This window comes from Thermocladium modestius (genome assembly GCF_055398215.1).
Map to the genome: position 1 here is coordinate 242,864 of NZ_AP043731.1, position 26,425 is coordinate 269,288.

21 protein-coding genes are annotated in these 26,425 nt (G+C 53.0%); 7 read left to right on the plus strand and 14 right to left on the minus strand.

The window, feature by feature from the left end; genetic code table 11:
- Positions 1-160: 160 nt before the first annotated feature.
- Positions 161-8,341 (plus strand): hypothetical protein, encoded by an 8,181-nt coding sequence (locus ACZ5ZS_RS01245; RefSeq protein WP_188596106.1) that lies wholly within the window; start codon positions 161-163, stop codon positions 8,339-8,341.
- Between the two features lie 73 nt (positions 8,342-8,414).
- Here the strand turns inward: ACZ5ZS_RS01245 and ACZ5ZS_RS01250 are convergent, their stop codons facing one another.
- The 3 genes from ACZ5ZS_RS01250 to ACZ5ZS_RS01260 form a co-directional block, all read right to left on the minus strand.
- Positions 8,415-8,789, minus strand: coding sequence for a hypothetical protein (locus ACZ5ZS_RS01250; protein WP_464858407.1), 375 nt, complete (start codon positions 8,787-8,789; stop codon positions 8,415-8,417).
- A gap of 192 nt (positions 8,790-8,981) precedes the next feature.
- Complete coding sequence (locus ACZ5ZS_RS01255; RefSeq protein WP_229657657.1) at positions 8,982-9,284, minus strand: AbrB/MazE/SpoVT family DNA-binding domain-containing protein; 303 nt, start codon at positions 9,282-9,284, stop codon at positions 8,982-8,984.
- 113 nt (positions 9,285-9,397) lie between these two features.
- On the minus strand, positions 9,398-9,643 hold the full coding sequence (locus ACZ5ZS_RS01260; protein ID WP_229657658.1) for a sulfurtransferase TusA family protein: 246 nt from the start codon (positions 9,641-9,643) through the stop codon (positions 9,398-9,400).
- Between the two features lie 91 nt (positions 9,644-9,734).
- Between ACZ5ZS_RS01260 and ACZ5ZS_RS01265 the strand changes: the two genes are divergently transcribed.
- Positions 9,735-11,435, plus strand: a complete 1,701-nt coding sequence (locus tag ACZ5ZS_RS01265; protein ID WP_188596107.1) for a SelD-related putative sulfur metabolism protein — start codon at positions 9,735-9,737, stop codon at positions 11,433-11,435.
- 55 nt (positions 11,436-11,490) lie between these two features.
- On the opposite strand, the gene ACZ5ZS_RS01270 is transcribed toward ACZ5ZS_RS01265, so the two are convergent.
- From ACZ5ZS_RS01270 to ACZ5ZS_RS01285, 4 genes are all read right to left on the minus strand, one after another.
- A complete protein-coding gene (locus ACZ5ZS_RS01270; protein WP_188596108.1) occupies positions 11,491-12,396 on the minus strand; it encodes a sodium:calcium antiporter in 906 nt (301 codons plus the stop codon).
- 8 nt (positions 12,397-12,404) lie between these two features.
- Positions 12,405-13,001 carry a cobalamin adenosyltransferase gene (locus ACZ5ZS_RS01275; protein ID WP_229657659.1) on the minus strand — a complete coding sequence of 199 codons (597 nt, stop codon included), beginning with the start codon at positions 12,999-13,001 and terminating at the stop codon, positions 12,405-12,407.
- A gap of 159 nt (positions 13,002-13,160) precedes the next feature.
- Positions 13,161-14,579, minus strand: coding sequence for a vWA domain-containing protein (locus ACZ5ZS_RS01280; protein WP_229657660.1), 1,419 nt, complete (start codon positions 14,577-14,579; stop codon positions 13,161-13,163).
- Positions 14,580-14,662: 83 nt separating this feature from the next.
- Entirely contained in the window at positions 14,663-15,649 is a 987-nt protein-coding gene (locus ACZ5ZS_RS01285) for an AAA family ATPase (protein ID WP_188596110.1), read from the minus strand.
- A 64-nt stretch (positions 15,650-15,713) separates the two neighbouring features.
- Here ACZ5ZS_RS01285 and ACZ5ZS_RS01290 point away from each other — a divergent pair, with 64 nt between their 5' ends.
- The gene (locus tag ACZ5ZS_RS01290) at positions 15,714-16,010 is read left to right on the plus strand and encodes a hypothetical protein (RefSeq protein ID WP_188596111.1); all 297 of its coding nucleotides are present in this window, start codon (positions 15,714-15,716) and stop codon (positions 16,008-16,010) included.
- A 77-nt stretch (positions 16,011-16,087) separates the two neighbouring features.
- Positions 16,088-16,942, plus strand: a complete 855-nt coding sequence (locus ACZ5ZS_RS01295) for a DNA methyltransferase (protein WP_188596112.1) — start codon at positions 16,088-16,090, stop codon at positions 16,940-16,942.
- A 129-nt stretch (positions 16,943-17,071) separates the two neighbouring features.
- Here ACZ5ZS_RS01295 and ACZ5ZS_RS01300 read toward each other — a convergent pair whose 3' ends face one another.
- Complete coding sequence (locus tag ACZ5ZS_RS01300) at positions 17,072-18,718, minus strand: AAA family ATPase (RefSeq protein ID WP_464858410.1); 1,647 nt, start codon at positions 18,716-18,718, stop codon at positions 17,072-17,074.
- A 183-nt stretch (positions 18,719-18,901) separates the two neighbouring features.
- On the opposite strand from ACZ5ZS_RS01300, the gene ACZ5ZS_RS01305 reads away from it, so the two are divergent.
- Together ACZ5ZS_RS01305 and ACZ5ZS_RS01310 are read left to right on the plus strand one after the other, a co-directional pair.
- Positions 18,902-20,098, plus strand: a complete 1,197-nt coding sequence (locus ACZ5ZS_RS01305; protein ID WP_188596114.1) for a thiolase family protein — start codon at positions 18,902-18,904, stop codon at positions 20,096-20,098.
- Between the two features lie 66 nt (positions 20,099-20,164).
- Positions 20,165-20,572 (plus strand): hypothetical protein, encoded by a 408-nt coding sequence (locus ACZ5ZS_RS01310; RefSeq protein ID WP_188596115.1) that lies wholly within the window; start codon positions 20,165-20,167, stop codon positions 20,570-20,572.
- On the opposite strand, the gene ACZ5ZS_RS01315 is transcribed toward ACZ5ZS_RS01310, so the two are convergent.
- From ACZ5ZS_RS01315 to ACZ5ZS_RS01330, 4 genes are all read right to left on the minus strand, one after another.
- Positions 20,550-21,587: a DUF354 domain-containing protein gene (locus tag ACZ5ZS_RS01315; RefSeq protein ID WP_425445007.1), complete on the minus strand. Its 1,038-nt coding sequence runs from the start codon at positions 21,585-21,587 to the stop codon at positions 20,550-20,552. The genes ACZ5ZS_RS01310 and ACZ5ZS_RS01315 overlap by 23 nt on opposite strands.
- Complete coding sequence (locus ACZ5ZS_RS01320; protein ID WP_188596466.1) at positions 21,584-23,320, minus strand: glutamate--tRNA ligase; 1,737 nt, start codon at positions 23,318-23,320, stop codon at positions 21,584-21,586. The genes ACZ5ZS_RS01315 and ACZ5ZS_RS01320 overlap by 4 nt, the downstream gene beginning before the upstream one ends.
- A 73-nt stretch (positions 23,321-23,393) precedes the next feature.
- Positions 23,394-24,023 carry a hypothetical protein gene (locus tag ACZ5ZS_RS01325; RefSeq protein WP_188596117.1) on the minus strand — a complete coding sequence of 210 codons (630 nt, stop codon included), beginning with the start codon at positions 24,021-24,023 and terminating at the stop codon, positions 23,394-23,396.
- A 19-nt stretch (positions 24,024-24,042) separates the two neighbouring features.
- On the minus strand, positions 24,043-24,630 hold the full coding sequence (locus tag ACZ5ZS_RS01330) for a TATA-box-binding protein (RefSeq protein ID WP_188596118.1): 588 nt from the start codon (positions 24,628-24,630) through the stop codon (positions 24,043-24,045).
- Positions 24,631-24,813: 183 nt separating this feature from the next.
- Here ACZ5ZS_RS01330 and ACZ5ZS_RS01335 point away from each other — a divergent pair, with 183 nt between their 5' ends.
- The gene (locus tag ACZ5ZS_RS01335) at positions 24,814-25,176 is read left to right on the plus strand and encodes a 30S ribosomal protein S25e (protein ID WP_188596119.1); all 363 of its coding nucleotides are present in this window, start codon (positions 24,814-24,816) and stop codon (positions 25,174-25,176) included.
- A gap of 54 nt (positions 25,177-25,230) precedes the next feature.
- Here ACZ5ZS_RS01335 and ACZ5ZS_RS01340 read toward each other — a convergent pair whose 3' ends face one another.
- A complete protein-coding gene (locus ACZ5ZS_RS01340) occupies positions 25,231-25,851 on the minus strand; it encodes a DUF6884 domain-containing protein (RefSeq protein WP_188596120.1) in 621 nt (206 codons plus the stop codon).
- A gap of 46 nt (positions 25,852-25,897) precedes the next feature.
- Positions 25,898-26,410 carry a helix-turn-helix domain-containing protein gene (locus ACZ5ZS_RS01345; RefSeq protein ID WP_075059043.1) on the minus strand — a complete coding sequence of 171 codons (513 nt, stop codon included), beginning with the start codon at positions 26,408-26,410 and terminating at the stop codon, positions 25,898-25,900.
- Between the last annotated feature and the right edge of the window lie 15 nt (positions 26,411-26,425).

Below are 26,425 nucleotides of genomic sequence, written 5' to 3' on the forward strand. Positions count from 1 at the left end.
CCGTCGAAGTTATCCTTCAACAACTATGTCGAGTTTTCCGGTGAAGGAGCCGTTCTCCCGTTAAGTAGGAGGGGTTTTGAACTGTTCCACGCGTAATTGAATTAGGGGTAAATTATAGTTCCAAGGCGAGGCGGGCGGGGTTCTTAAAAAGGGGGGCGACATGGGCTTTACCGCTATGTCCGAATCAAAAACAAACTGGACGAGAATAGTGGCAATGGTGTTCGCGATAGCCCTAGCAATAGGGGCAATACAAATAGCACACGCATCAACTCTACCCTCACCGGTGCCGCCTCCAATAACCGTGCCACCGGTGCCGGTGCACATATCCTGGAACCTCTCATACGCACAACCACCCTACAGCTACGTTCAGGGGTTGAAGAGCAGCAACCCCATGCTGTACGAGGAGTATGAGCTCCTCTATAACACCACGCCTGTCTGGTACGGGCTGGCCAACCAACAATTAACCATCTACATATTCAACGCCACGTACGTGAACGGAACGGCCAGCTACCCCAAGCTATTCTACAGCGCAACATCCATGAGCAATTCAACGGGCGGAGTAACTTGGAACTTCAACATAACTTATCCGGGAACCAAGAACGGACTATTCGTGGACTCAACATACGCCAAATGGACGGTCGCAGTCACGATGACGTACGACGGATACCAATGGGTCCTATTCAACTTCACCACGGCAAATGCCTCGCTAGGATCATTAATAGCCAACTTAACATCGCCCACCGGAACATTAAGTCCCTATAAATACCCAGTGTGGCAGACCGTGAGGGGATTAAACCCCACCACCATGACTCCACAAAACTATGCGGCAGTCGTCATGACGGAGTTCAACGTGATGTACATATGGGTGGGCCAAGACTTGAGCACCTCGTTCAAGGCATCTCCACTGGCATCAACCCAGCTATTCAATCAATTGAGCCTGGCGTTCTCCGAATCATATAATGGCCAAACCATAATATCCCAAGTGCTCGGCGTCAACAACACAGCCGAGAGCCTCACAGGCAACGGTGCATTGATATTCAAGAGCAGCCCATGGGCGGTCTTCGGGCCCATTTGGTACCTGCCCGCCCTAATATACCAGAACGGCCAATTGATAGGGTGGCATGAGGCAGGGGAGGCAAACCCAGTCAGCTTCCACATAGGCATTAACTACACTTACTTCAACCCAGGAACCGGCTCCCAAGTAACGGTCACGCTATACGACGTAACGCACTATCCATGGGGCGGATACACAAGCGCTTACGGTGGCTCTTTACTGCAAGGAGGAATAATGGCAGCATACGACTTCTACAACGATACTCTTGTGGGAGTATCTTCAATGAATGGGTATAACTATGGACTTGGAGCCGCGGTGCCTGAGTTCGTCTTGGGCATTGGGTTGATATCGTTCAATGCTGGAGCTGTGGCTGATATAAAGGGCAACTTGATAGCGGGCTCCGCGTTCGGCCTCAGCGCTTACCCGGTGTCCCAGGATTCCTTGTTGTTCGAGGTCATGGCGAATAGGACGATATTGTACGGCCCATTGCCGATAAACTTCCTGTTGACGCCCAACGTAGTCAGCATACCCGCCGTCGAGTACACGGGAGTGGTCTATGAAACTCCCACCGGCAACTCCATTCCAACAGTGACCCCCTTGTCCGTCAGCGCATTGAACTTGGTGTTGGAGTACCAGACCAATGTTGGAACGTGGGACGTGGCTGACCTCAACATAGCCCCGCTAGTTCAATACATGATACAGCATGATACTACCTATGAGGAGATACCGGTGATCTACACGTCGCTGTTGCCCGTTGAGTTCTACGTGACCCTCTACACGCCGACCTACAGCGTGTTCAGTCAATCCCCGCTGCCGGCCGAGAAGGCACAGGCAGTATCAGCCACCCTGTACTATGGAACCTCCACGGCCTCCCTATCGCTTCTGGCCACTGGAGGCGTCACCATAAGCGGCTTCAGCGACGTGGCCATATTCCCATCACTACAAATGGTGTATAACCACGATGGAGTACTGAGTCAATCCCCCGCAGTGCTAGTGCCTCTGCCCACACTGATGGGCGACATAACCGTCACCAGCAGCGGAGTGACGGGACAGTACCAGCCCACTATAAAGACGGCCTTCTATAGGCTGCAGTTGAACTACGTCGGCATGCAGGTCGGCGTCGGCACGTTTAACGCGACTTATGTGGCTAGCACCACCGGGATAACCACTACCGTGTTTGGTTCTCCCACCACGTCCAGCGGGCAGTACGTGGTGCCGGAGTTCACTGCGTTCTATCCACCGTCGCTCTACCCAAGCACTGTTAATGACACGCTGTACGGAGCCGCCGCTGAGAAAGCCGTTACCCTGTCCAACGGGTTGACGCTGCTCAGCGAGCAGGCCTACACCGCAGTTCATGTATACTTCGTCAAGGTAGAGTTCCTCAATCTCTGCAATGAGCCCATAACCAGTGGAGTGGTGGAGGTCTCCACTCCATTCGGTAGCTTCAACGAGACTGTGGCCTTCTCCTACCCATACACTCTGCTGCAGTTCCCAGTGCAAGTGAACGTGTGGAACGTGCCGGTGCAAGTGGTGAAGCCCACCGCTAACTTCACGCTGGTATACTTCGGCTACATAATGCCGTCGGTCAGCCCGGTAACTCGGGAGCCGACCGGCACCATAACGCTGAACGCCACCAGCGTGAACAACATATACTTCCCATTGATAGATATAACCGTGAACGTTGTCTCCACCACCGGGTACTCGCTGCCCGGCTTCGTGGTGGAGGCAATAAGCGGAGTGAACGGGCAAGAGATGGTGCAGGGAATAACCAACGGCACCGAGGAGTTCAAGAGCAATGGATTGATAACTGGATTCAGCACCGCCGAGCCCTACGGCATGGCCATAGTGACGAGCGTTCCCATAAATGCTCCATACATAAAGCCGTTCTCCTACTTCACGCTGGAGGTCAGGACCCTTTATCCCAGCGTCGATAGCGCGTACACTTACACGCCGGAGCAGGACGCGTTGAATCAGTCGTTCGCCGCATACGCGGCTTGGCTCAACCTCAACCAGACCACCACAGCGTACACCTATGGAACCAGGGGAGTATTGGACCAGAACTTGATAATATATGATAACACGACGTACACCGTCCCGATGACCGCCACATGCTACGAGGTATTCAAGGTTCAAGTGCCCGTGGAGACCCTCAACGTCTACGTGACCGACGTGGAGGGTAACGTATTGGCTAACCAACCCATCTACCCAGCAATGCCTGGAGTCGCTATATGGAGCAACACCACCCTGGTGATAAACGATAAGTTCAGTCCATACGCTTTGGCGAGCATTTGGTACAACGAGACGGCTAACGAGGTGTATAACCAGACAGACTTCAACTTGATAGCCATAGCGGGAGGCTTGGCTCAGTTCAGGAACCTGAGCCAGACCTACTTGTACCACGAGAGGGCCGCGGTGGCAGCCCATAACTACAACTGGGTGCTGGGCAATGCATCGTTCGTCGACACGGCTGTTCTGCTGGCCAACGCATCCAATGCAGGCCCATACGCTATATTCACGCTGCCCAGCTACATAATATCAGGCCAAGGAACCGCCTTCAGGGCCAGGCTCTTCATGCCCGGCCAAGAGTTCCAGGCCAAGGTGTTCTACCTAGGCTATGAAGTGTTCAGCAGCGTGTTCCCAGTGCCGCCCTCCAATGAGGTGGCGCTGGCCTTCAGCAATGGAACCATAAAGTACGTGCCTAGCTACACCGTGTACGTTGGAGGAAAGGCCACTCCAGTCGCTCCTGGATCCGTGGTGATAGTGACCAGCACCTACCCGATACAGTTCACGGTTACCAGCAAGTCGCTGCACTACACTGTGCCCAATACCGTGGTGTCGCTGACCTTCTACGACTCGCTGTTCAGGGGATACGTCAACACCAGCAACACGGGATTCGCGAATTGGGGCGGCGATTACCTCAATGGAGTTGTGTATCCATTCACCAGTTACTCCAGCGCCTACACGACCGGCAACCTATTCGTGACGCAGGGAAGCAAGTGGATAGAGATCAGGAAGGTCTCCAACAACGCATTAGTGGCGGACTACTCCAAGGAGGCGTACAACAACTCCGCCTCTCTGGTATACTACTCGCTGCCCAACCTGTTGGGCGTCAGCTTGAGCGGAACCACTGAGACCGAGTTGCCGATGAGCAATCTATACCACAATGCGATGGGTTACTTCTTCAACGTGACCGTTGGAACCCCCGTCTTCGCGATAGGGTACAGCAACTACGCGGAGCCATTCGTCGCGTTGGACCAAGTGCCCAGCGTCACTGGAACCACCAAGTTCGCCGAGTTGACGAATGAGTTGACGACGCCGCCTGCCTCAATGATGGTAACCAACGCCGCCGGCAATGAGACCACCTTCGTATTCACCAACTTCGGAGGAATACCGCCGCTCAGCTTGAGGTCCATGGAGACCTACATAATGGTGGCTCCAGGAAGCACTGTAACGGGCGCGCTGGCCACGATAATAGTGACGGTCACCAACGCAACCGCCAGCTACAACTTCACCCTAGGAACCGTTGACGTGACCCCGCAGTTCCAGGCCGCAGTGGGGAGGTGGGACCCGCTCATAGTCCCACTCACCTCAGTGTCACTGCCTAACCTAGTGGCCCAGTTGGTCAAGACGCCGAACAGCACCCTCAACCTAGCCAAGCAAATATTGGCGGGAACTGCCAAGGTAACCGCTATATACGTTAACGTAACTATGGAGGGAAGCGGTACCTGGACTAACGAGACTAATGCCGTGCTGTCCACGGGAATCGGCGGATACTCGGCTCTGACCAGCGCCAACCTCTACAGCAATACCACCAATACCAATGGAGTGTGGTGGTGGAAGGTGGTGCCCGATGCGACCTGGGCACCGTACTTCGGCACTCCATTCACCGTATATATACCAGTGGGAAGCAGCGGAGTCGCCACGTTCGACGTGCCCACCTACGCTCCCAACACGGCTGGATACACTCCAATAATGCCCACCAACATAACCGGCAGGCTGAACACTTTGGTATCCCTAGCCAGCCAGCTCTCCGAGGCTCCATACACCTCGGTGGGCAATGCAGCGTTCTTCGCCAAGATAGCCAGGGCATACGTGCTGGGCACGCAGAACACGCCGAACCTGGCCCCAGCCGGCATGCTTGACGTGTACACTGCCGGCTACGCGCCGTCCGGCGTGACCGACGTACAGCCGATGCCCTACGTCAACGCGACCACATTCGTAGTAATGAACGCATATAACGTATCGGGCGGATGGAACAGCGTAATGGGAAGCCTAGGGCCCGTCACCAGCAACTTAATAGTGCCCGGAGTCGGGTTCGGAACCGGAGCGGGCTCCTGGCCCATATACGCCATATACGGACAAGTAGATGGAACGCCGCTCTACGCGGCTGACAGCGCGAGCAACGCAATTGAGCTACCCACGATAGCCTTGGAGGGAATATCCATATTCAATAACATGAGCAAGCCAGCTCCACAGCCATACGCAATACAGAGCCTCTCGCTGACTCTCAGCGGATACACTTTCATAGTGAATGGAACGCCCGTCAACACGTACACCTACAGCTCGCCGATGGCTTTGCCGTTCGGCGCAATAACCACTGTGCCCGCCAAGTACATCTATGGAAGCAGCGTATTGGCTAACGTCACCATGAAGACTGGATACGTGCCGAAGCTGGCGTTCTACGAGCCTCAGCTAAACGTCAGCCTCACAGCGGTCTACTCCTACCAGTACAACGTCACCTACACCAAGGGCACTGCCAGCTTCAGCTACGTGCTGCCCAATGGAACCATGATAAGCCTCGGATCTTTACAGGGCTATGTCCAGCCAATAACCGTGACCACCACAATAGAGGTGCCCGATCTATTTAGCGAGATATACGCTGGAACTCACCTTGGCTCCGGCAATGGATACATAACCAGCGGACCAGCCGTGCTGAGGTTAAAGAATGATACTGGATACGTGGCTCCAAACGATGTGTTCCCAACCACCGATGGAGATGAGTTCGCCAAGCTGTGGGTTAATGGAACGGCGGTGCCAACCGTCTACTACTCGCCGCTGAGCCAAGTACAAGACTGGAACAGCAGGCCGTTGGCTAACCAGACCCTGGCTGCCTACTTCGGCAACCAATTGATAGCGCTAACCGTGAGCGGAAACAATGGATACTTGATGCAACCATTGCCTGTCAGCATCAGCGTGAGCTTGACCGCAGGCTATGTGAACTCGATGCACATGATATCCACTGTCTCCAGCAGCAAGTCAGAGGGAATACCGGCAAGCAGCTTTACCGCCACGTACACGTCGACCACATACGATAATGCCACTATAGGAGTCAGCAGCAATACCGTGGCTCAATCGCTTGGCTCTCCAACGCCGAGGATAGTGGTTTACTGGTACGACAGTTACCCGCTCTACTTGATGAACAGCGCTAAGTATCCGTTCATTGACGTATACGATACTGGAGTGCAGAACGACGTGTACCAGCTCGGAGATGCATTCCAAGTGACGGCGGTCAGGACCTACGTGTACCCAGTGACGATAACCGTGGACACTGTGGGAGGACAGCCTGTAAGCAACGCCACAGTCATAGTGACTGACACTGCAACCAGGGGACTTGAGTTCATGGCCAGCGGAGTCACCGGCGACGACGGTAGCTCCACCATATACGACATAAGGGTTTCCCACCTGCTCACGCAGCAAGTATACAGCCAGGTGCCTGCCACCAACTTCAACGTGACGGCCTACGCCTACGTGCCCGGCGTCGGCTACGTGCCCGTTGGAGTTAGCAGCTTCTCGATACAGAGAGGAGCCACTGTCCCAAGCAGTGGATTCAACGTTGTGATGAAGGCAGTGTTGACCCCAGTAACCATAGGAGTCAGCACTGGCCTGCCGATAACCGCGTCCACCAGCCTGGGAACGATACCCACCGGTGCAAGCCTTAGCGTGGCTGTCAGCGAGCCCGTCTACAGCATAACCGGAGTGGGCGGGCTGGCCAAGGTCAAGCAGGTAGGAACCACCACCGTGTACAGCGGCACCTTCACCGTTCCCAGCAGCGGACAGATACAGACTCCACTACTGCCCATAAGCACATCCGGCGCTTCCGTGTCAGTAACAGAAAATAGCTGGATGGGCATACCCATAAACTATGCTGTGAATTACTACTTGGGAAGCGGCAACTACAGCGCCCCGATACAGTTCACGGTGCCCGCAGCTGAGATCTCGCTGCAGTACCCAAGCAGCTTAGTGCCCAGCCAGGCCACCTATAACTTGACTTACAATGGAATGAATATAGCGACTCTGGGCGCCACGGGAGCCGTCGTGGTTCCCGCGCTGCCCAGCGGTACCTTGAGTTACACGCTGAGTGGATCTGTGGATGGCGTGCCGATAAGCCCATTGACTGTATCCGTGAGCAATGGAGAGATAGTGCCGGAGTCCGTGCCTGTTGGAAAGCTGGCGGTTGGATTCGCCGTGGCCCCGGCTTCAAGCGAGTCCTACACCGTTAACCTGATATACAACGGCATGACCGTGGCGAGCGGAAACGCGGCAGCGGTGAGCCTAGTCGTTCCGACCGGAACGTACACCTTGAGCGGCACGTTGGCTGGAGTACCATTGGCTCCAGTCACCGTGACCGTGAGCAGCGGTGCCATAGCGCCGGCCACGTTCAGCACTGGAGCGTTGAGCGTTGGATTCACCGGCGGCTTGACGCCGCAGAGCTACACGCTGTCCTTGTCGTATAGCGGAAAGACCATAGCCAGCGGAAACGCGGCAGCGGTGAGCTTGACGCTGCCAACCGGAAGCTACACGCTGAGCGGCAGCATAAGCAATGTGCCCTACAGCACCACCGTGACTGTGGGCAATGGATCGGTGTCGACCCTATCCATACCGGTGGCTGAGTTGAAGGTTAGCGCCCAGTCCCAGAATGGAGTTGCATTCACCAATGCAGCAATAAACGTGAGCTACAATGGAGTGGTGGTGGCCAGCGGCACGGGATCCGTGGACGTGGTCCTGCCCAGCGGCAGCGGCTACACCTACACGGTGACCGTGAGCGCTTACGGAGCGACTTCCAGCAAGACCATCACCTTGACGCCGGGAACCAGCTACCCATTGACCGTGACCCTGCCGGTCAGCGGCTACATGATAGGTAACACGTTCGTTCCAATGAGCACCGTAATACTGCTGATAGTGCTGGTGGTAATAGTAGTGATAATAGTCGTCATAGCGCTGATAGAGTACGGCAACTGGAGAAGGAAGAGAATGGCTGGAGGACTCTTCGGCCCAGGCAGCAAGTAATAATATATAATAAATAATAGAAAATCAAAATCATCTCTTTTTTTCTCTTTCTTTTCCTTTTCTCCTAGTTCACTTACTTCCCGGTCATTTCATTCAAGATCATTATCATGGATGACAGGTACTTCCCACCCAAGATGTGCGCCTTTAAAATTACCCAGTCCCAGTCGGCCTGCGGCAGCATCCTCAACTCGCTTGGATTGAGGTAGCCTGGATTTAAGGGTAGGGATAGGAAGATGTCCTCCGGCGATGCGTGCGGCAACCCGTCTATCAGAATGGATCTGGAGCTGAAGCCTGGAAGGGCCAACTTAAAGACCCGCTCATTAACGGCGTCCCTCCAATACATTGCTAAATCATCGGGTGATTGAAGCCCCCTTAGCCTCCTCAACATGGATCTAGGGCCGCAAACCACCTCCACCTCCTGCCTCAACTCCCAGTAAGACTCGCACACTTGATTGAAGCCTAAGTAGAGCTTTAACTCTTTTGTGTGGGGAGCGGAAGCGAATCGGCATTGCAGATAAGGCATTGTATGGCATTTGATTAAGAATGGCCCACACCATAGGATCCCTTCACCTTAAGCTTTCCACTAAACCCCTTCGGTTTTTCCTCATGCTAGAAAACAGGTTCTAAAGGGTGGAGCAGTTTAAATGAATGACTTGCGGATCTCCACTATAACTATCTTGTCCCCTGGCCGTATTCCGAATTTATCCCTTATTTCCTTGGGTATGGTGAATTGCCTGGAGTCAGTGTGCCTCGTCTTGAGCAGTTTTACTCCACGCAGCTCTATCTTGTCTCCCTTGTGTTGAACCACCATATCCACGTACCTCACGTGAACCATGTTTAATAGCCTCACCAGGCTGGCGGGTAGCAGGACTTGGTTGTTAATGTACACCCTAGCGCCGTACGGCAATCCATCGACCTTAAACCCAGGCGCGCCTCTGCGCACAAACTGCGGGTGATACAATGGAATAAAAATATTCAACTCGCGAGATGCAATGCCTCATGCATGGAGGTAAGGGCTGATCTCCTCTCCGCCCTAAGGGGCTATTGTCTTTTTTATCACATCAACCTAGTCGCTATTATCTCGTACTCCTCCGCGTCCTCGTGCTCCGCCGTGGAATCCACGCGCTCTCCAAGCATCTTGAGCAGCCGCTGCAGCATCATGTAGCATACATAATTATCCGTGACTATTCTGAACTGAGTTCCCACCGGCATTTTGGATAATTCCTTCGCGACAACATTGACTGGTTGGGGGCATTCTATTCCCTTTACATCGATCAAGTACTCCTGCGCCAATGAATCCACCGAAACCGCGGGGGAGGCGCGCGGTTAAAAACCTGCCCTGCATATTATGCATAGCTCAACGCCTTTAAAGGTTCATTGAAATGATGATGCCATGGAAAGGATCAAGAGGTTCGAGGATCATATACGAAAGTATGCCAACGCCGGCATAAACTTAACGTCGCTTGCATTGGGGTGCTCCGTCAAGGTGGATCTCTACAACGTGCTTTACCCCGCCCTCTCCATGGCCAAGAAAGACATGGCTGGCCTCAATCTGGACATCGCGCCGAGGGAGGACGTGGCGGTGTTGAGCGGCCGCGAAGCTGTGGTCTCCCGCCTTATGAGCGGGGTTGATGATGTGAATATAGACGCGGATGCCGTGGAGAGGTTCGAGCCGGATGCCGTGGTGGTGCTTGCCCAGGTTTATCAGGGAAGGGCAGGCAATCCCAAGGAATTCGCCGATGCCATTCTGAGGCTGTATAGAAGGCTAGGATCCACTAGGCGGAGGGTTTTGATAGGGAAGGGGCATAGCATAGTTACCACGAAGCCTGGAACCGACATGTTCGTGGTGGACATGATAAAGACCAATAGGAAGGACGGGGAGGGGTACGTCCTGGCCAACAACGATACGATTCAAGTAATAGACCCCACGGATGATATAGCATCCTACGCCCAAGCATCGGTGGCCATCAGCAATGCATTGAATGATCTATTCGTGAAGGGAGTCCATGAGAAGTTAACCATACACCCAGTCTACGATGCGCCGATGGGATATGTGGAGGAACTTGGTCGGAACATCTCCAAGTTTGCGGACTCGATAGGCGCCAAGCTGGTGAACGAGCCCCAGCCAAACCTGGGCTACCTACTGATAGGCGCCACCGTCACCGGGGAGACCGATAAGGAACCACCTCTCTTCTATGATAAAATAGACGAGGGATTCGAAGTCCTGGTCACGGGTCCCCTCGGTCAATTAAGCGTGATCGGCACTTTCGTGACCATTCACATAGACCAGGATTTAATGAGGAACTTCGAGGAGGAGGTGATGAGCGTGGATGAATTGGAAGAGTTGAAGAATGAGACCATGAAGGCAATGATGATTCCAAACATCGACGTTGCAAAGGTAATCGATAACCACTTGCCGATGAGTGGGGGGGAATTCGACCCACTCAAGCACGTGGCGGCCACCGTGGATATAAGCGGGCCCGGCATATTTGTGTTCAAGGAACTGGCGGAGCAAGCGGGCGTAAACATAAAGCTGGACAAAGTTCCCCTGATAAATGAGGAGGTTGCCAGGTTCGCCGCGGAGAACTTCATAATGGCGGATGCCACGGCAGGCACAAACGGTTCCTTAGCCATAATAGCTCATCACAGGGTGATCGAGGAAATAATGGAGGAGTTAAGCGGAATAAGCAGGCTGAGGCCAGCGGTGATTGGACGCGTCACGGGTAGGGGAGGCGGGGAGTTAATTGTTCCAAGCAACGTGATGTCCTTGATAGCGGATAAGGCCCTGGCCAATAAGCTTAGCATGCCCGTCCTCACAATAGAGAGACAGCGGAGGGCCGTGATGCGAATAAGGGGCGAGGTGCAGGGAGTGGGGCTGAGGCCCAGCATTAAGAGGAAGGCAATGATGCTTGGCTTAACCGGCTTCGCTCGTAATGAACCCGATGGAACCGTCACGGCAGTAGTTGAGGGGGACTCATTTAGAATAGAGGAATTAATAAATTGGCTCAAGAGAGGACGCGTGGGGAGGATAACTGGAGTCGACGTCGAATGGAGCGAGTACAAGGGGGAGTTCAAAACCTTCACGTACTCATGAGGAGGACTGCCACCGTCTTCCCAGCCCTTAAGGGGCGATTGTATTTTTTATGGTTTCATAAATGGATCATAACTATCAGATAGGCAATGTAAGGCACCAATCCCATGAAGAGGGCGGCGGCAGGTATTCTGCGCCTCGATACGAGGGGCAGCAGGATTAACGAGGAAAGCGTGGTTACTGTCACGCTCCACTCAATCGCGGTCCCAACGGGAAATCCAACGGTGAGCAAAAACACTGCCGGGTAAAGAGTTGAAAACACGACCTGCTCGCCTATCAATGCGCCCACGGACAGCGTGCCCCTCCCCTTGAATGCCCATATCATCGCGCTCATCGTCTCCGGAAGAGCCGTCGCAAGCGGCACCAGCACCAATGATAACGCCAATTCCCCCACCCCCAGATAATTTGCAGTGGACTCCACTCCCTCAATTAATAGATGGGAGCCCAGCGGCATCAAAGCGATGGATAATAGAAGCTTGGGGAGGAACCAGCGGGTCGAGGAGTACTCGCCCTCTCCCGCCGGCGGCCCCCTCCGCATATAGATTATGAATAAGAGGTAGGCGGAGAGGAGAATTAACCCTCCTATCCAGTGAAGACCCGCCGAGGCCAAGAGGGTGAAGGGGTAGGCGGCTATGACTAAAATATAGGGAGCCGAGAGGCTTCTCTCGACGTCCAAGACTACATGGCCACCGAGCAACGCGGACACCGCTACCAAGGAGTAAGAGATGGTTGCTGCCATGAAGGGCTCCCCAAATACTGTGCCCACCCCAACGTCCCGCGCCCCCTCAATCATAGAGATTAAAATCACCACTGCCTCGGGCATGGACGTGAATACCGGGCTTACCACGGAGCCCAGAAAAGACGCTGACAGCGAGAAGCGGGATCCAATGCCCTCGGCCCCCTCCGTGAATAGGTAGGAGCCCAGCATAACTATCGCGATCCCTCCCAGAAGCTCCTCCCACATATAATCACTTAAAGCGAGCTCCTCAATAGTTGAGCAGTAAGATCATCCACCGACTTAAAGACTTGGCCCTCCCCCATGCAGTACAGTAGCTGGGCCGCTATCTTATCGGCCTGGTTGAGGATCATCATGACGTTGGCGGCCTTACTGCCGTACTCCTCCACCATGCTAGACGCTATCCTACCGCATTGCCTTAACTTAACGCGAAGCGAATCCACGGCAACCCCTCGGGGCGTCGTGGGCATTATCCAGCCCAACTTGGCGTTATTGCCCTTACAGTTATCCGCTGCAAAGGCCTCGAACGCCTTCTCCACTACCATTACTTTATCCAACCGCTCGTCGCTTCCCTGCACCATGTATGCATTTAATTGAACCGCCAAGCCCACCACCAACGAGGCGGCCCTGGATAGGAAGGAATCCCCCTGCAACCTAAATCCATGAGCTAAGTTCCCCAATTCATCGAGGCAGCCCATTAATTGAATGGGGGGCGAGTCCTTCCTCAACCTGACGGTCTTCCCGAAGAGGGGTATGGTGCTGTACCCCGTATCGCCTGGGCAGGAAATGGCCTCTCCAGCCTCCACGCAGTCTACGAACAGCGGCAGCTTCATTATTGGATTTATATGAACTGCTCTATTTATTGTTATCTCTCACCCGATTATCCGCATGGAATTAAGGTTAGCTTCAACATATAAGTGTGATATTGACGCCGTTAATTCTCGAATAAAGAGGGAGCATCGCGGCATTTTGCAATACGTGGCCCCAACTGCTCAATGCATCATCATCTTATCCATCAAGAGGGCCCTATCCAGATCCCTCATGCTGCCTATCTTTATGTACAATCCATTGCCCAGCTTCGATATCCTGAGCAGCAAGTCATCGTCGCTATTATTGCCTATGGCAATGGTTGATATCGTGGTTCCCATCCTCCTCAGCTTTACCGCGTCCTTTATCGCCTTGGCCGCATTAACCGTCCTACCGTCGGTGACACATATCAAGTGACGCGATGCACCGCTCATCCCGGCCACTACATCCATGGACTTCTCCAACGCATTGGATATATTGGTGCCGCCGCCGGCGTATATGTACTTCGTTATCTCCAGCATCTCCCGCCTATACTTTGAGACGGGGTGCAACTTCCAAAGCACGTCCGCCCTGAAGTTAAAGAGGATCATCGCTAGCCTATCGCTTGTCTTAGAGAGGAAGGTTATGTACCTGGAAATCGCGTCCCTGGCTATATCTATTTTAGTCACCCCATCGCTTAATTCGCGCATGCTGCCCGACACATCCAGGCAAAGCACTATATCCAGCATCTTTATATCAGCGTATTCCTTGACTATTATGTCCCTCTGCGTGATGGGTTTCCCCATCATTACCTTCTTCGATACGTTCAACGCGGTCTTATCGAAATCTATGCTGGAGATCCCATCTCCGAACTTATACTCCCTCATGCTCACCACGTAGGTGGGGTATGACGTGGTCTCGGTGAACTTAACTACCCTGACGACGCTGGCCGGAGAGGAGGGGCCCCTCGATTTGCTTCTCAGGCTATCAAGGGAGTCCGCCTTCTTGCCCTTGTCCTGGGGAGACAATAATCCATACGTCGTAAGATATGGAGACAATTTCTCCACAGCCTTCAGCTTCTCCGTTATGTTAGCCATGGGGTCCACGAACATGTTGAGGAGTTGGGCTAGGTTCAGGAAATTAGCGGTGCCCACGCTGCCATAGAGGGCCTCATATATGGCTGACACCATATTATTCGATCCATCTATTGTAACCACGGAGCCCATTGACTCCACATTGGTGGGGGCAAGTTCCTTCTTAGCTTCATCATTTCCATTATCTTTTCCCTTGCCGCCCTCGCCGCTGCCCGCATCCGATTCCAGACCCTCCGCCGCCTCTTCCTCCTCATGTTGTTCCATTGAGTTGAAGGCATATTGAAAGGCTTCCTCCAGCACGTGTATCTTATCGTCAGGGTTTGCGGTCTCAACGGAGGTGAATAGATTCTCTATTCCAATCCTGGTAATCATAGTCTTCACATCGTAATTCCTTGACAACATCATTCTCATCACTATATCGTTGACGGCGGACTGGAAGCCCCTCACCGAGCCGGGCCTGACTACTCGGCCGTCTCTTGATAAGTACTCATACACTTTATCCAGCACCTGTGAGACGTAGTCCGGATACACCGCGACTGACCCCGATTCCCGGAAATTTAAATTAATAGGCATTTAAAGAAAATCGGGGAGCGCATCGGAAATTGGAGTTAATATTAATGCTTTCTCCTGCTAAGCGCGGCAGCGTCGTCGAATTTCCTCAATAAGTAATTCACCTTTTCCTCATCATTGGAGAAATTACCCCTAATCACGTGGGCCACGTTGCTGACCACCTCCTTCTTCAAATCGGCCAGGCTAATATCCCTGCCCTCTATCCAAGCACGCGATAATGCGCCGGATATGGCGTATATGGATGACCTTACGCTGGGTCCTATGTCGACCAATCCATCCTGGGATATCTGGGTCATGAAGTTAGCCACCACCTCCACAGCGAAGTCGGGCACCTTAACCCCCAAGTGCTCCAGCATCGCATTTGCCTTCCAATTAAGTATGGCCCTCAATACATCCTTGTCCGGGTAATTTATGTTGACCACCTTCATCCTATCAGCCAATGCCTCGCTCAACTCGTACACCCCGGAGTACTCGGAGGGATTTGACGTGGCTATGACCAGGAAATCGCTCCGTATGCGGAAGCCCCTTATGAACACGAAGTGCTCCTGCAGCGCTTGAAGCAGAGCAGCTTGGCTGTAGGGATTCAGCCTATTTATCTCGTCGAGTATCAATATGCCGCCGTGGGCCATCACCAAGGGACCTGGAATGAATGCGAGCGGGTGATCAAGGCCTGCCTGAAGCGCCACCGCTATATCTATATCGCCCGTCAATTCCGCGGCAGTCATATGGCTATGACAGGCAACCTCCATGTAGGGAGGAGAGGATATGTCAAGCAAGGAGGCAACCTCCTCGGCCAGGGTTGTTTTGCCCACGCCGACGGGCCCCATTATCATCACGTGCCGCCCCACCGCCAGTCCGCTCAATATGTCGAGCGCTATATCGCCGAGGCCCTTCAATGACCTCTCCAGCCCAGCCACTATGTTGTTGACTCCCCTGGATCTTATCGCGTTGGCCACCAATTGATCCACGGGCACCGCCTCCCGCCTAAGCAGGTTGGATAGCCTAGGCATTTTCTCCGTCAACTCATCCATACCGTTTTGCAATAAGGGAAAACTCTATTAACCTTTTCTATCAGCATTAGTTAGAGGGAAAAGGATGTCAGATGAGGATGACTTCAACGAGTTCGAGCTGAGGAAGGAGATAAAGGATCCGAAACGTAAATGGGCCGATCGAATAGTCAAGTCCATAAAGATATACTACAAGAAATGCCCATACTTCGACCTGCACTCAAGCGATTGCTTCATAATGGAGGGGGACGAGGGGAAGTGCCCAAGGGACGGCAAATACGAGGGATGCCCAGTGCTCGAGGCATTCTTAGTTAAGAGGTACGACGAGATAAAGGCGAAGGGCAAGACACTTCCATACGATTTCCGCGACTTGGCGCTTGTCTAATCTCCACGTTGAGCACTGAATGCATATACCGCCGATTAATAAGTAATATTTAAAATGCTAAATGCTTTATAGTATACATGGTGCTTTTACTAAATAATCCCCCCGCATCAATCAATAAGACCAGGAGCAACTATGATGTATTAAGCTGGAGCACCCTGGATAACGCCACCATAACGCGTTGGTTAACGTCCGTATGGGACATTCAGAGATCCAAGGAGGAGAAAAAACTTGGGATCCAGCGCGTCATGCCCATGGAATTGATAAACAGGCTCATAATGATGTACTCTAAGGTGGGCGACGTGGTGGTGGACCCATTTATGGGAAGCGGGTCTACCCTGGCATCGGCCTACGTATTGATAAGGAAGGGAGTGGGGTTCGAGATATATGATGATTTGGTCAACGTAGCGGTCAAAAGGCTTAAGGAGTTGGAGGAGGAATCAAGGGGATACGTCCCCTTAACCCTGCCCGATAGGCTGGCCTTAGAAATGGATTCAGTGAGGCGAGAGGTCGACCATGAGCCCATAATAATTAAAGACGATGCCCGAAACGTGGATAAATACTTGGAACGCGAGTCCGTTGACATAGTGCTAACAGCCCCTCCCCTCTTCAACCCAGCGCCAGGCAGTTTAAGGGGATTGGATCCAAGGGATCTAGCGTTGATCACCAATCATGAGAGTTACATGGGGGAGCTGGGCAAGATAATTGCAAAGCTATGGACCATATTGAGAAGGGGAGGCTTCATGATTATGACCGTGGAGGACATGAGAGCGGGGCCAATCATATATCCATTACACGTGGATTTAATCACAATGATGAAGGGAATGAACTTCAGCTTAAGGGACATAATAATCTGGGACAAGAGAAAGGAATACGATCCAAAGTCAATCACAGGCATAGTACATGAATATATTATAATAATGGAAAAGAGCTAGGCAATCCCAGGTCTAATCATTAAATTTCCACGGGGAGCGGTCAATCGGCTTCTCTCCGGTTAAATTTAACCGGAGACGCCAAAAGATGATGGCTTGAAAACCTTTCCAACCCTGAAAGAGAACTTCTCATCAACGCTCCTCTTCCTGTTCGCCGGTCTCGTACGCGTTTATTCCCGTGGTGGTGCCGGCCAAGCACGCGGCGAGCGAGTCATCACCGGCCCCGGCTCCCATCTTTATGGCCACGCAGTTGACCAGCGCCTCCGCCTCCGCGCCCGTCTCCACCCTCTGAGAGGCTTCCCTCAATAACCAATCGGGGAGAGGCACCCCTCGTTGCTGCGCGACGCCCATCAATATTCCCGCCACGACGTCGGGCGGGGGCTTTGGCACGAATATCTTCAAATCCCCAAGCCTGCCCGGCCTGACCAGGGCTGGATCAAGCGATTCCACCACGTTCGTGGTCGCCACCACCATTACCTTGTCAAAGCGGGAAACCGTGCCGTCTATCTCCTGCAGCAAGACCCCCACCAAGCGATACCCGCCCGAGTCGGCCTCGCCCCTCGCCCTCCCCAATGCATCCACCTCATCTATGTAGACGATGCTGGGCTGAAGCGCTCGGGCTAGGCGGAAGACCAGGTAAAGCCTGTGGGCCGCGCTCCACGGGCCTCCCCGCATCAACGCGCCTGTCCTTATGATGAGGACGCGGAACCCCCTCTCCAAGCCCAGCCAAGCGGCGAAGCCCAGCCCCAACGCCGTCTTCCCGGTGCCGGAGGGGCCGTAGAGAAGCACGCCGTGAACCGGCCTAACCACCCTGCCCTTCCCTCCCCCGTTGAAGCTGGCCGCAGCGGCCATTAACTCCCTCTTGGCGGCATCCATTCCTATCAAGCCCTCCCAATTCTCCCGGTATAGGCTCCTCAATTCGTCGGAGGTGGGAATACTGGCCAAGTGCCCATATAGTATTGGAATAACGTCCATATCGGTCACGTAGGTCAAGCCAATGAAGCCCAACGCCAAGGTAACCAGGTATAGAATCAGAATCGCAGGAAGGGAGGGGGGAGGAGCCAAGATCAACACGGCTAGAACGGAGAGGAGGGAGGAGAGGGGCACCAATGTGCGCCGCCTCATGGCGACTAGGGGGGATGCAGCGAACAGGGAGAGGGATATGGCCAGCACGCTTATGGTGAATGGGTTCGCATATGCATTTATGTTATTTATGAAGGAAGAGTAAAAGGCGAGGGGCCTCAACGGTATCTCACCCCCAAGCGGGGCGCCGCTCAGCATGGCCTCCAACACGTACGTCAACGCGTAGGACGCCGGCGGGATGAGGGGGGTGGAGAATGCCTCGAACTCGGAGGTTATTCCCCCCGCCGCCGCCCAAGCGAAGCCCAGGATGGGCCAGGGAGGGGGGAGGAACATGGCTATTAGGGAGGATGAGGCGAATGAAGGACCCATGCCCCTCGTGGAGGAGGCCGAGAGCAGGCCGAGGTGGGACGCTATCATGATGAGGCCCACCAAGAGCGGGGCAAGAAGCAATGCGGTGCCGCCGGGATTCACGTATATATCGCCCCAGAGCGATACTGCGATCACGCCCATTCCTCCCAGTAATAGGAGGCCGGATGATGCGTTGGTTCTGCCCAGCGCGGCCAGCAGTGCCGCGCCCAGCGTCGCCGCAATGCCTATCCACTCCCCTCTACTCACCGAGAAATAGATTAAGGGCAGCGAGGCGGCTAAGGCAGTCACGGCCCCCAACGCGCCGCTCCTCAACTGGCTTATGGCCATAATCAATGCATCTCGTCAGCGTTAAAAAACATATCAGGCAAGAAGCCCTCGGAATGACCATTGATCAAGGGCATTGAGCGTCTCATATTTAACTCTAAATATTAATAACTACTGAAAAATATTACTACAAATGCAAAAAATCGAGGCACTAAGATTTTTTAATTCGAGCTGGGACGCTAGGTCATGGTAAACGATGATGATATAGTAATAGTTGGGTATGCGAGAACCCCCATAGGCAGATTCGGGGGCTCCCTCAAGGATGTTCGCTCCCCACACTTGGCCGCCGAGGCCATAAGGGCGGCGATTAATCGCAGTGGGATAGATGCAAAGATGGTTGATGAGGTCGTGATGGGGTCCACGCTGCAGGGCGGAATGGGGCAGAACGTATCCCGCTACGCCGCCTTGCTGGCTGGCATGCCTAAGGAGGTCGGCGCATATACCGTAAATAGGGTGTGCTCATCTGGCATGCAGGCCATATTCGAGGCGTACCGCGAGCTGAAGGTAGGCGATGCGTCGATAATGATAGCGGGGGGCGTTGATTCCATGAGCACTCAGCCGCTGGCCCTGAGCAGCGAGTATAGGTGGGGGGTGAAGCACTTGATAAACAAGAAAATGGAGTTCATGGATTTAATGATAAATGACGGATTGATGGATCCAACTAATGGAATGATAATGGGGCAGGAGGCCGATGCGGTGGCTAAGAAATACGAGGTGCCCAGGGATGAGTTGGATGAGTACGCGTACCTAAGCCACACCAGGGCAGTGAAGGCTGTGGCGGAGGGGTTATTCAAGGAGGTGGAGCCGTTCCACGCAGAGATCGGGGGAACCAAGGTATCGCTGGAGCGGGATGAGGGGATACGGCCCGACACTAGCCTGGACAAGCTGAGATCGCTGAAACCGGCATTTGGCCCGGATGGGTTGCACACGGCGGGCAATTCATCGCAGTTAAGCGACGGCGCGGCTGCGTTAGTGCTAACAACGGGAGCGAGGGCCAAGGAAATGGGGTTGAAGCCCCTGGCCAAGATAATGGGATACAGCTGGGCGATGCTTGAGCCGTGGAGGTTCCCGGAGACCCCTATATACGCCATCGATAAGCTGTTGAAGAGATTGAATAGAAAGGTGGCTGATTTCGACTCGTTCGAGATCAACGAGGCATTCGCGGTGGTCAACGTATTGGTCAACAAGGTACTGGGAGTTCCATACGACAAAATGAATATATTCGGCGGCGCGATAGCCCTCGGCCATCCCCTGGGAGCCAGCGGCGCCAGGATAGTGACTACCCTGATAACGGCGCTGCAGCACGTGGGGGGACGAAGGGGAATAGCCGCCTTGTGCCATGGGACGGGCGGGGGCACCGCGATAGCGATAGAGATGGCGTGAACCGCAGATGCAGTAGGCGAAAACGTTTATTTGGTCAAATGAATTAATGCACCGGGTGAGGATGTTTTGGATCCAGAAGAGGAATACGTGATTCTTCCCTTAAAGGTGCTTCAACGCCTGGTCAAGTACTCCCTCGCCTTCTGCGAGACTAGATGCCCTGCCGGCAGGGATCCGGGAACCTGCATATACCTCTCCGAGCTATCCCCGGCCCTTGGCTTGGGCAACGCGCCTTGCTACTCGGATTACGGAACGTACAGACGCGAGGAATTCGCTAAGACGGTGAAGGCCGTGGAGAGCAAGTATGGAATGGATCACGCATCCCTACTCAAGTTGAGGCGGAGCTCCGTGGAGACCGAGATAGATTTGATGGAGTTGGAATTCGCCCTAGGCGTCATTAAATCGATGGATGAGAAGGAACCAATATACCTGGTGAGGGGGGAGGACTTGAGCATCAAGAACGCGAGAAGGATCTAGCGGCATCCAGTATCAAATCCGTTGGATCCACTAGGCTGCCTAGGCTGGGCCTTTCCTTGGTTAGATCCATTGTCGATATACAACCCAGCAGCTCCTCGGGCCTGCACCTGCGCAGCGGGAATCCCAGCTTGATTAAGTAATCATCTATGTAATACGGCGTCGGGAAGTATGATATGGCCGGCGTGCCCAGCAGGGCTGCCTCAGTGGAGAAAGTGGATCCGCCCGTCACAACCATTGCGGCATGATAGGCTAAATTAAGCCCATCCAAGGGAGCCCTCGGTATCACTACGTCGTTCCCATCGAACTTGGACTCTATCGCCTTGGCTTGATGATCATAACGTGGAAATACCACCACCTTGAGGCCCCTCCTGACGAGCTCCTCCACGGCTTTTATTCCAAGATTCAATTTATCGCCATATCCATAATATGATGCCAGGCTCTCCTCGAACCTGAATATGGCGTACTCATCCGGCTCTAACCCCAATGCCCTTATCTCCTCTACCTTGGGGGAGAACCTCTTTATCCACATTATCTCGAACAATCCATTAAACCACTTTATGGCCCGGCGTTCGTCGCACGGGACGTACTCCAGGATATCGCTGTGGGGCAACGCGTTGGGCAGTATTATTAGGGATGCGAGCGGCAAGGTTAGCTTGTTCACGAACGTCGAGTGGACCGTGTCCGTTATCGCTATTATGGGCTTGTTGAGGCCAAACGCTATGCGGAACGCGTCGGGGGACGTTAGGGACACGTGGACGTCGAACTCGCCTAACACGTCCAACAATAGAAGGGACCGCTCAAAGCCCTTCCTTAGCTTATCCATGGGATCCGATCCATGCATCCCAACGCATTTATGGGGCACTCCATACAACTTGAATATATTCTCCACGTAATCATAATTCCTACACGTTATTTCCACATCAATGCCCCGCTGCCTGCCCTCCAGGTATAGGATGGAGGCAATGCGTGCCTGCTTCGCGGTTAAGGCATCGAACCATATCCTCAAGCTGGTCACCCGTGAATGTAGATGAACTCCAATTCCTCGGATACCTTGGATCGCAGCTTGACAAAGCCGTACCTAACGAATTGAACTACATCGCCCTCCCCAACATCGGAGAGGAGCGCGGGCTCTCCCAAACCCGTTTGCTTATCTATCTTGCCCACCCTAATCGGTACCATAACTGAGACGGGGACCGCCGATGATGGAACCCACTGTATTATCTTATATCCATGCTTCTTCGCATCATCCACCCCCAAGCTTTCGATCTCCCCCCTATAATGATCTCCCTCGGCGATCAACCGCACGTTAGCTAGGTCCATCAACCTCACAATGGATCCATTCTGAATATACTCGGCATCCCCCCTCGAGATATAAACGGTGGCGAATCCATTGATGGGCGTTACCTCCACTGTCCTGGAGCCCCTCTCCGGATGACTTGGGTGGTACTGTATGTGAGCCTTCAACGGAGCGCTCGTGGCTATATTGACCTTGACCGGGGCCTCAACGAACATGAACCTGTTCGCGCGGGGTTCCAGCACCTTCCTGTTGGCGGCGAACAAGTTGTCCAGAGATATCGTGGCGTCGTTCTCCTTTATGCCGACCGATAGCATTACCTCCCAGATGGCCTCCGGCTGTATGCCCCGCTCCCTTAGACCGGCCAACGTGGGCAGCGTTACATCATTGAATGACAGGCCCATCTTCTTCAACACGGACTTGCTCAACGATGCACCCTCTATGTGCAGCCTGCCGAAGTGAATGGTATCCCCCATCTCCCAGCCAAACGCCTTATAGACGTAGCTTTGCTTAATAGTGTTGACGCGATGCTCTTGAGCCCTTAATATGTGAGTTATTCCCAGCAAATGATCGTCTATGGCCACCGCGAAGTTATAGGTGGGCCAAAGGATGTACTTACTCCCAACGAGGGGATGCGGATCCCTATGCGTATCTATTATTCTCATCGCCACCCAATCCCTTAACGATGGGTCTGGACTGGATATGTCGGTCTTCATGGCCACCACGGCCTCCCCCTCATTGAAGCTGCCTTGGAACATCTTGTCCAATAGCTCCATGTTGGTGACTGGATCGGCATCCCTGTTGGGGCACGGCAATCCGGATGACTTCAATGACTTCCACAAATCCGGATCGCATTGAGTGCCCTTGGCCACCACGTATGCCTTGCCCATATTCACGGCCTTCCTTATATATTCGTAATATATTTCCATTCTTTGTGATTGTATATACTCCTCATCCCACTTGATTCCCAGCCACGTCAAGTCCTCCTTTATCATGGAGTATGCAACTTTCATCGGTTTCTTGGTTCGCGGATCCGTGTCCTCGAATCTCAACACCAACCTGGCCTTCCCTTCATATTTCAATTTATATGCATAATTAATAACGGCAGGTCTTGCGCTGCCCAGGTGAAGGACGAAATCAGGGTTAGGCGCGAATCTTAGCTTTATCATGGAGTATCGATCGGCATTGGGTAGGGGAGGCAGCGACTCAATGCCTCTCCTCTCCTCCACTCGCTTCCTCTCCGGGGCCAGGGCATCGGGCCACCTCTCTTGAAGAACCCTCCTCTGCTCATCTGGACTCATGGAGTTAACCTTAGCGACTACCTCCTCCACAATGGCCTTGACCTCCCTGGCCCTCTGCCTCAGCTCCGGCCTCTCTGTGAGGAGCCTCGTCATGACGGCCCTAACGTCTGCCGAGCCTCCGAACTTTACTGCATTTATCAATGCGCTTCTCATGACTGCCTCGTATATATCATCGACCACACGATGAGGGCGATACAATGCTTAAAATGTTTTCCCCGGGGAGGCCTCAAGTCGGTTCTATTTGCCTAGCCGCGGCGGCCACGGGGCACTTTATGAGGCACTCCACCACGTCAAGGCAATTGACGGGGCACGATATCGAGTAGCCGCCGCAGAACGCCTTCTCTATGCTTAGGAAATTGTCTCTGAGAACCTCATTATCGAACACAATATATCGCGGCTCCATGGCCAGCAAGTCCCTGTACAGCTTATCAAAGCGAGCCAATTGATTTCTTCCGATGAAGAGCCCCCAATTCTCATTACGCACCCGCGGGAGCCAGTCTACATGCTCCTCCCCAGGAAATAAAAAGATAGGTATGTCGGTCAGTAGGGGCAGCGACGCCAGTTCCAGGAACCTCTCGAAGCTGAGTCCAAGCATTATTTTGGATCCGCCGTGAATTGAGATTATATGGGAAATGAAGTACGTATCCAACCACGTCATGTTCTTCACTGTCAACACCACCAGCTTCGATTTAATTCCCTTGAGCAGTCTAGGGCTCAGCTGGGAAATATCATTGATCTCCACCAATATGTTCCAATCCTTATCTATAAGCGATGCAAGCAAGTTCCCCTTAATGGGACCTATTAAGTCGCGAGGATCCGCCGAACCCAGCTCCCCACGTAGGACTAGGGTGCGCACGTTTTTAATGCACATAGCCTTACAATTCCTCCGCCTCGCTAGTTTCCTCCCCCACCTCGTAGAGTGCGCCCACGTCCTTCAGCTTATCGTATAGCTTCACTATTGCATCCTTAACTTGGGAATCCTTCTTAGCCCCAGTGCACACTATCTTTCCGGAACTGAATATCAAGAGCACAACCTTTGGATCTCCCATCCTGTATATGAGGCCGGGAAACTGCTCCGGCTCATACATGGAGTTCTCCAACATCAATGCTGATCTCTCTATGTCGACTTCAGCGTGCAGATTGCCGGAGGCCACTATGTTTTGTACTTGAATGTCAGGGTTCATGGGTATCTCGGCCCCGTATTCGTTGAGTATCTTTATCAAGCTCTTTATGGCTTTCTTCAACTCATCCTCGCTCTTAGCGCCTGTGCAAACCATGTTGCCCGTCCTGAATATCAAGGCGGATATTTTCGGTTTCTGCAGCCTTAATATGAGGCCGGGAAACTGCTCCGGGTTGTATTCGGCGGCCGGCAGCTTCTCCGCCAAGGTCTCCAGGTTGAGATCAACGCCTAGATTGACCGTTGCAACTATGTTCTCTATCCTGTAGCTGGGTTCCTTCGGCATAACTACTTTTTATACTGAGTTTAAAAAGCTTTAAAAGCATTTTGTTTAAAAATATTAAAAATTGAATATAAATTGAGAGGCAATGCCCGCACCGATGAGTATGATGACCGCCCCACCCCGAGGGGATGAGGCACTGGGTACATCGTGGTAAAATATTTAATCTAAAACCGGACGGGTAAATACATGGGTGGAAAAAAGAAGCCCACGTTGTCCCAGATGGCCAAGAAGCAACAACAAGATAAAGCAAAGGAGACAGCCCAAAAGAAGCCCGAAAAGGGTAAGGGAAAGAAGGAAGAGAACATTAAGCCCGTTGGCGATCTAACCGCTGAGTTGATGAATCAAATAGAGAAGGAGGTGACCAAGATGGAATACGTAACCCCCTATCTCCTATCATCTAAGTATGGAATAAAGATGAATCAAGCCATACAAGTGTTGAGGACGCTCAACTCAAAGGGAATAATATCGCTGGTATCCAAGGGACACAGGATAGAGATATACACAACGCCCACCAGGGCGCAAGAGCTGGGGTTATTCCCCATAAGATGACTAGAAGAAATAAATAAAATAAGCGGCGCATCGTGGCGCGTTACTCGCCAAGTATCACACCCTATACGATCCACTGCTCAAGCAGTGATTTATCTTTTCGATTAATTTCTTCGATCGCGCATCGCCATTACCCCTCACGAATATCTTGACGCAGCCATTTAACTCCCCGATCCTGGAACCGCCTATTACAATGGTTGTCCCACCGATGCTACACACATCTATGCCCAATCTCATGGCCATCAACTCCAAGGCAAGCAAATAATTATCGCTGAGCCGTATCACGGCACAATCCCAATCCATGGATAGCTGGGCGACGTCATAATTCCCATGCTCAAGCCATTTACTCACCATTTCCTCTATATATGTTAGGCTCTTCCCAGCCAACGTTGCATCATAAGGGATGATGCTCCTATTTCCATCGATTATCCCATATCTAGCCGACATCACCAGCAACCGAGCACCACTGCTGGACGCCAATTCCCTATACGCCTTGAACTCGGGGCCATCGTACAAATCCATCGCCTTTATCGAGTACTTGGATAGTGCTCGCCTATAATCCGCCTCCCTCTCCAAGTCATCGCTGGGCACGCTAACCTCTCCCCTCAATACCTCGGGCAAGTTGAGGGGATCCATGGATTTGCGCTTGCTGCAGTTAATTAAGATGAGGGACCGCATCTCCGCAATGCGTTGGCCATATGATTAAAGCTTTCCCCTGTCGGAATCACTTGAAGTGCTTGGAGCGTATGACATCCACCCATACGTTGTCCCTCACGAAATCCGGCGCGGAGGTTGAGTCGATTCCGACCGCTTGGGACACACCGTCGCCGGTTCCCCGCTGCGATATGACATCCATTATCTTCCTCTCCAACTCGCTTACTTTGCTTGATAGGGCATCTAGGGAGGAGGCCAGCTTGAGCAAGAGCTCCACCTGTAATTGATCATCGCATTTTTCCTGGATCATGTGGAGCTGCGGCTGGTATTGCGTGCTTATCGTGAACGTAATTGTGTAATGGGCCGGCTTAACATCATCAGCGTTGACGGAGGGTACTCGCTGTTCTACCTGAGTCTCGGGTTCCGCTTGTTGCTCTCCATGAACCGCCTTGTACTTGGATATGGCTTTATACACGGTATTGACAGATATGCCGAGCCTCTCCGCTATTTCCCTGGGCTTCATTCCTTGCTTGAAGTACATATCTCCCACGGTTAACTCGGTCTTCGATAGCTTGTACGACATGCCCGTATAAATGAT

Bases quoted from the DNA above. Each gene is read 5' to 3' on its own strand.
- ACZ5ZS_RS01305 (WP_188596114.1), top strand. From the start codon at position 18,902: ATGGTAAACGATGATGATATAGTAATAGTTGGGTATGCGAGAACCCCC.
- ACZ5ZS_RS01290 (WP_188596111.1), top strand. From the start codon at position 15,714: ATGTCAGATGAGGATGACTTCAACGAGTTCGAGCTGAGGAAGGAGATA.
- ACZ5ZS_RS01295 (WP_188596112.1), top strand. From the start codon at position 16,088: ATGGTGCTTTTACTAAATAATCCCCCCGCATCAATCAATAAGACCAGG.
- ACZ5ZS_RS01265 (WP_188596107.1), top strand. From the start codon at position 9,735: ATGGAAAGGATCAAGAGGTTCGAGGATCATATACGAAAGTATGCCAAC.
- ACZ5ZS_RS01320 (WP_188596466.1), bottom strand. From the start codon at position 23,320: ATGAGAAGCGCATTGATAAATGCAGTAAAGTTCGGAGGCTCGGCAGAC.
- ACZ5ZS_RS01285 (WP_188596110.1), bottom strand. From the start codon at position 15,649: ATGGATGAGTTGACGGAGAAAATGCCTAGGCTATCCAACCTGCTTAGG.
- ACZ5ZS_RS01340 (WP_188596120.1), bottom strand. From the start codon at position 25,851: ATGCGGTCCCTCATCTTAATTAACTGCAGCAAGCGCAAATCCATGGAT.
- ACZ5ZS_RS01330 (WP_188596118.1), bottom strand. From the start codon at position 24,630: ATGCCGAAGGAACCCAGCTACAGGATAGAGAACATAGTTGCAACGGTC.
- ACZ5ZS_RS01245 (WP_188596106.1), top strand. From the start codon at position 161: ATGGGCTTTACCGCTATGTCCGAATCAAAAACAAACTGGACGAGAATA.
- ACZ5ZS_RS01275 (WP_229657659.1), bottom strand. From the start codon at position 13,001: ATGAAGCTGCCGCTGTTCGTAGACTGCGTGGAGGCTGGAGAGGCCATT.
- ACZ5ZS_RS01270 (WP_188596108.1), bottom strand. From the start codon at position 12,396: ATGTGGGAGGAGCTTCTGGGAGGGATCGCGATAGTTATGCTGGGCTCC.
- ACZ5ZS_RS01335 (WP_188596119.1), top strand. From the start codon at position 24,814: ATGGGTGGAAAAAAGAAGCCCACGTTGTCCCAGATGGCCAAGAAGCAA.
- ACZ5ZS_RS01300 (WP_464858410.1), bottom strand. From the start codon at position 18,718: ATGGCCATAAGCCAGTTGAGGAGCGGCGCGTTGGGGGCCGTGACTGCC.
- ACZ5ZS_RS01345 (WP_075059043.1), bottom strand. From the start codon at position 26,410: ATGTCGTACAAGCTATCGAAGACCGAGTTAACCGTGGGAGATATGTAC.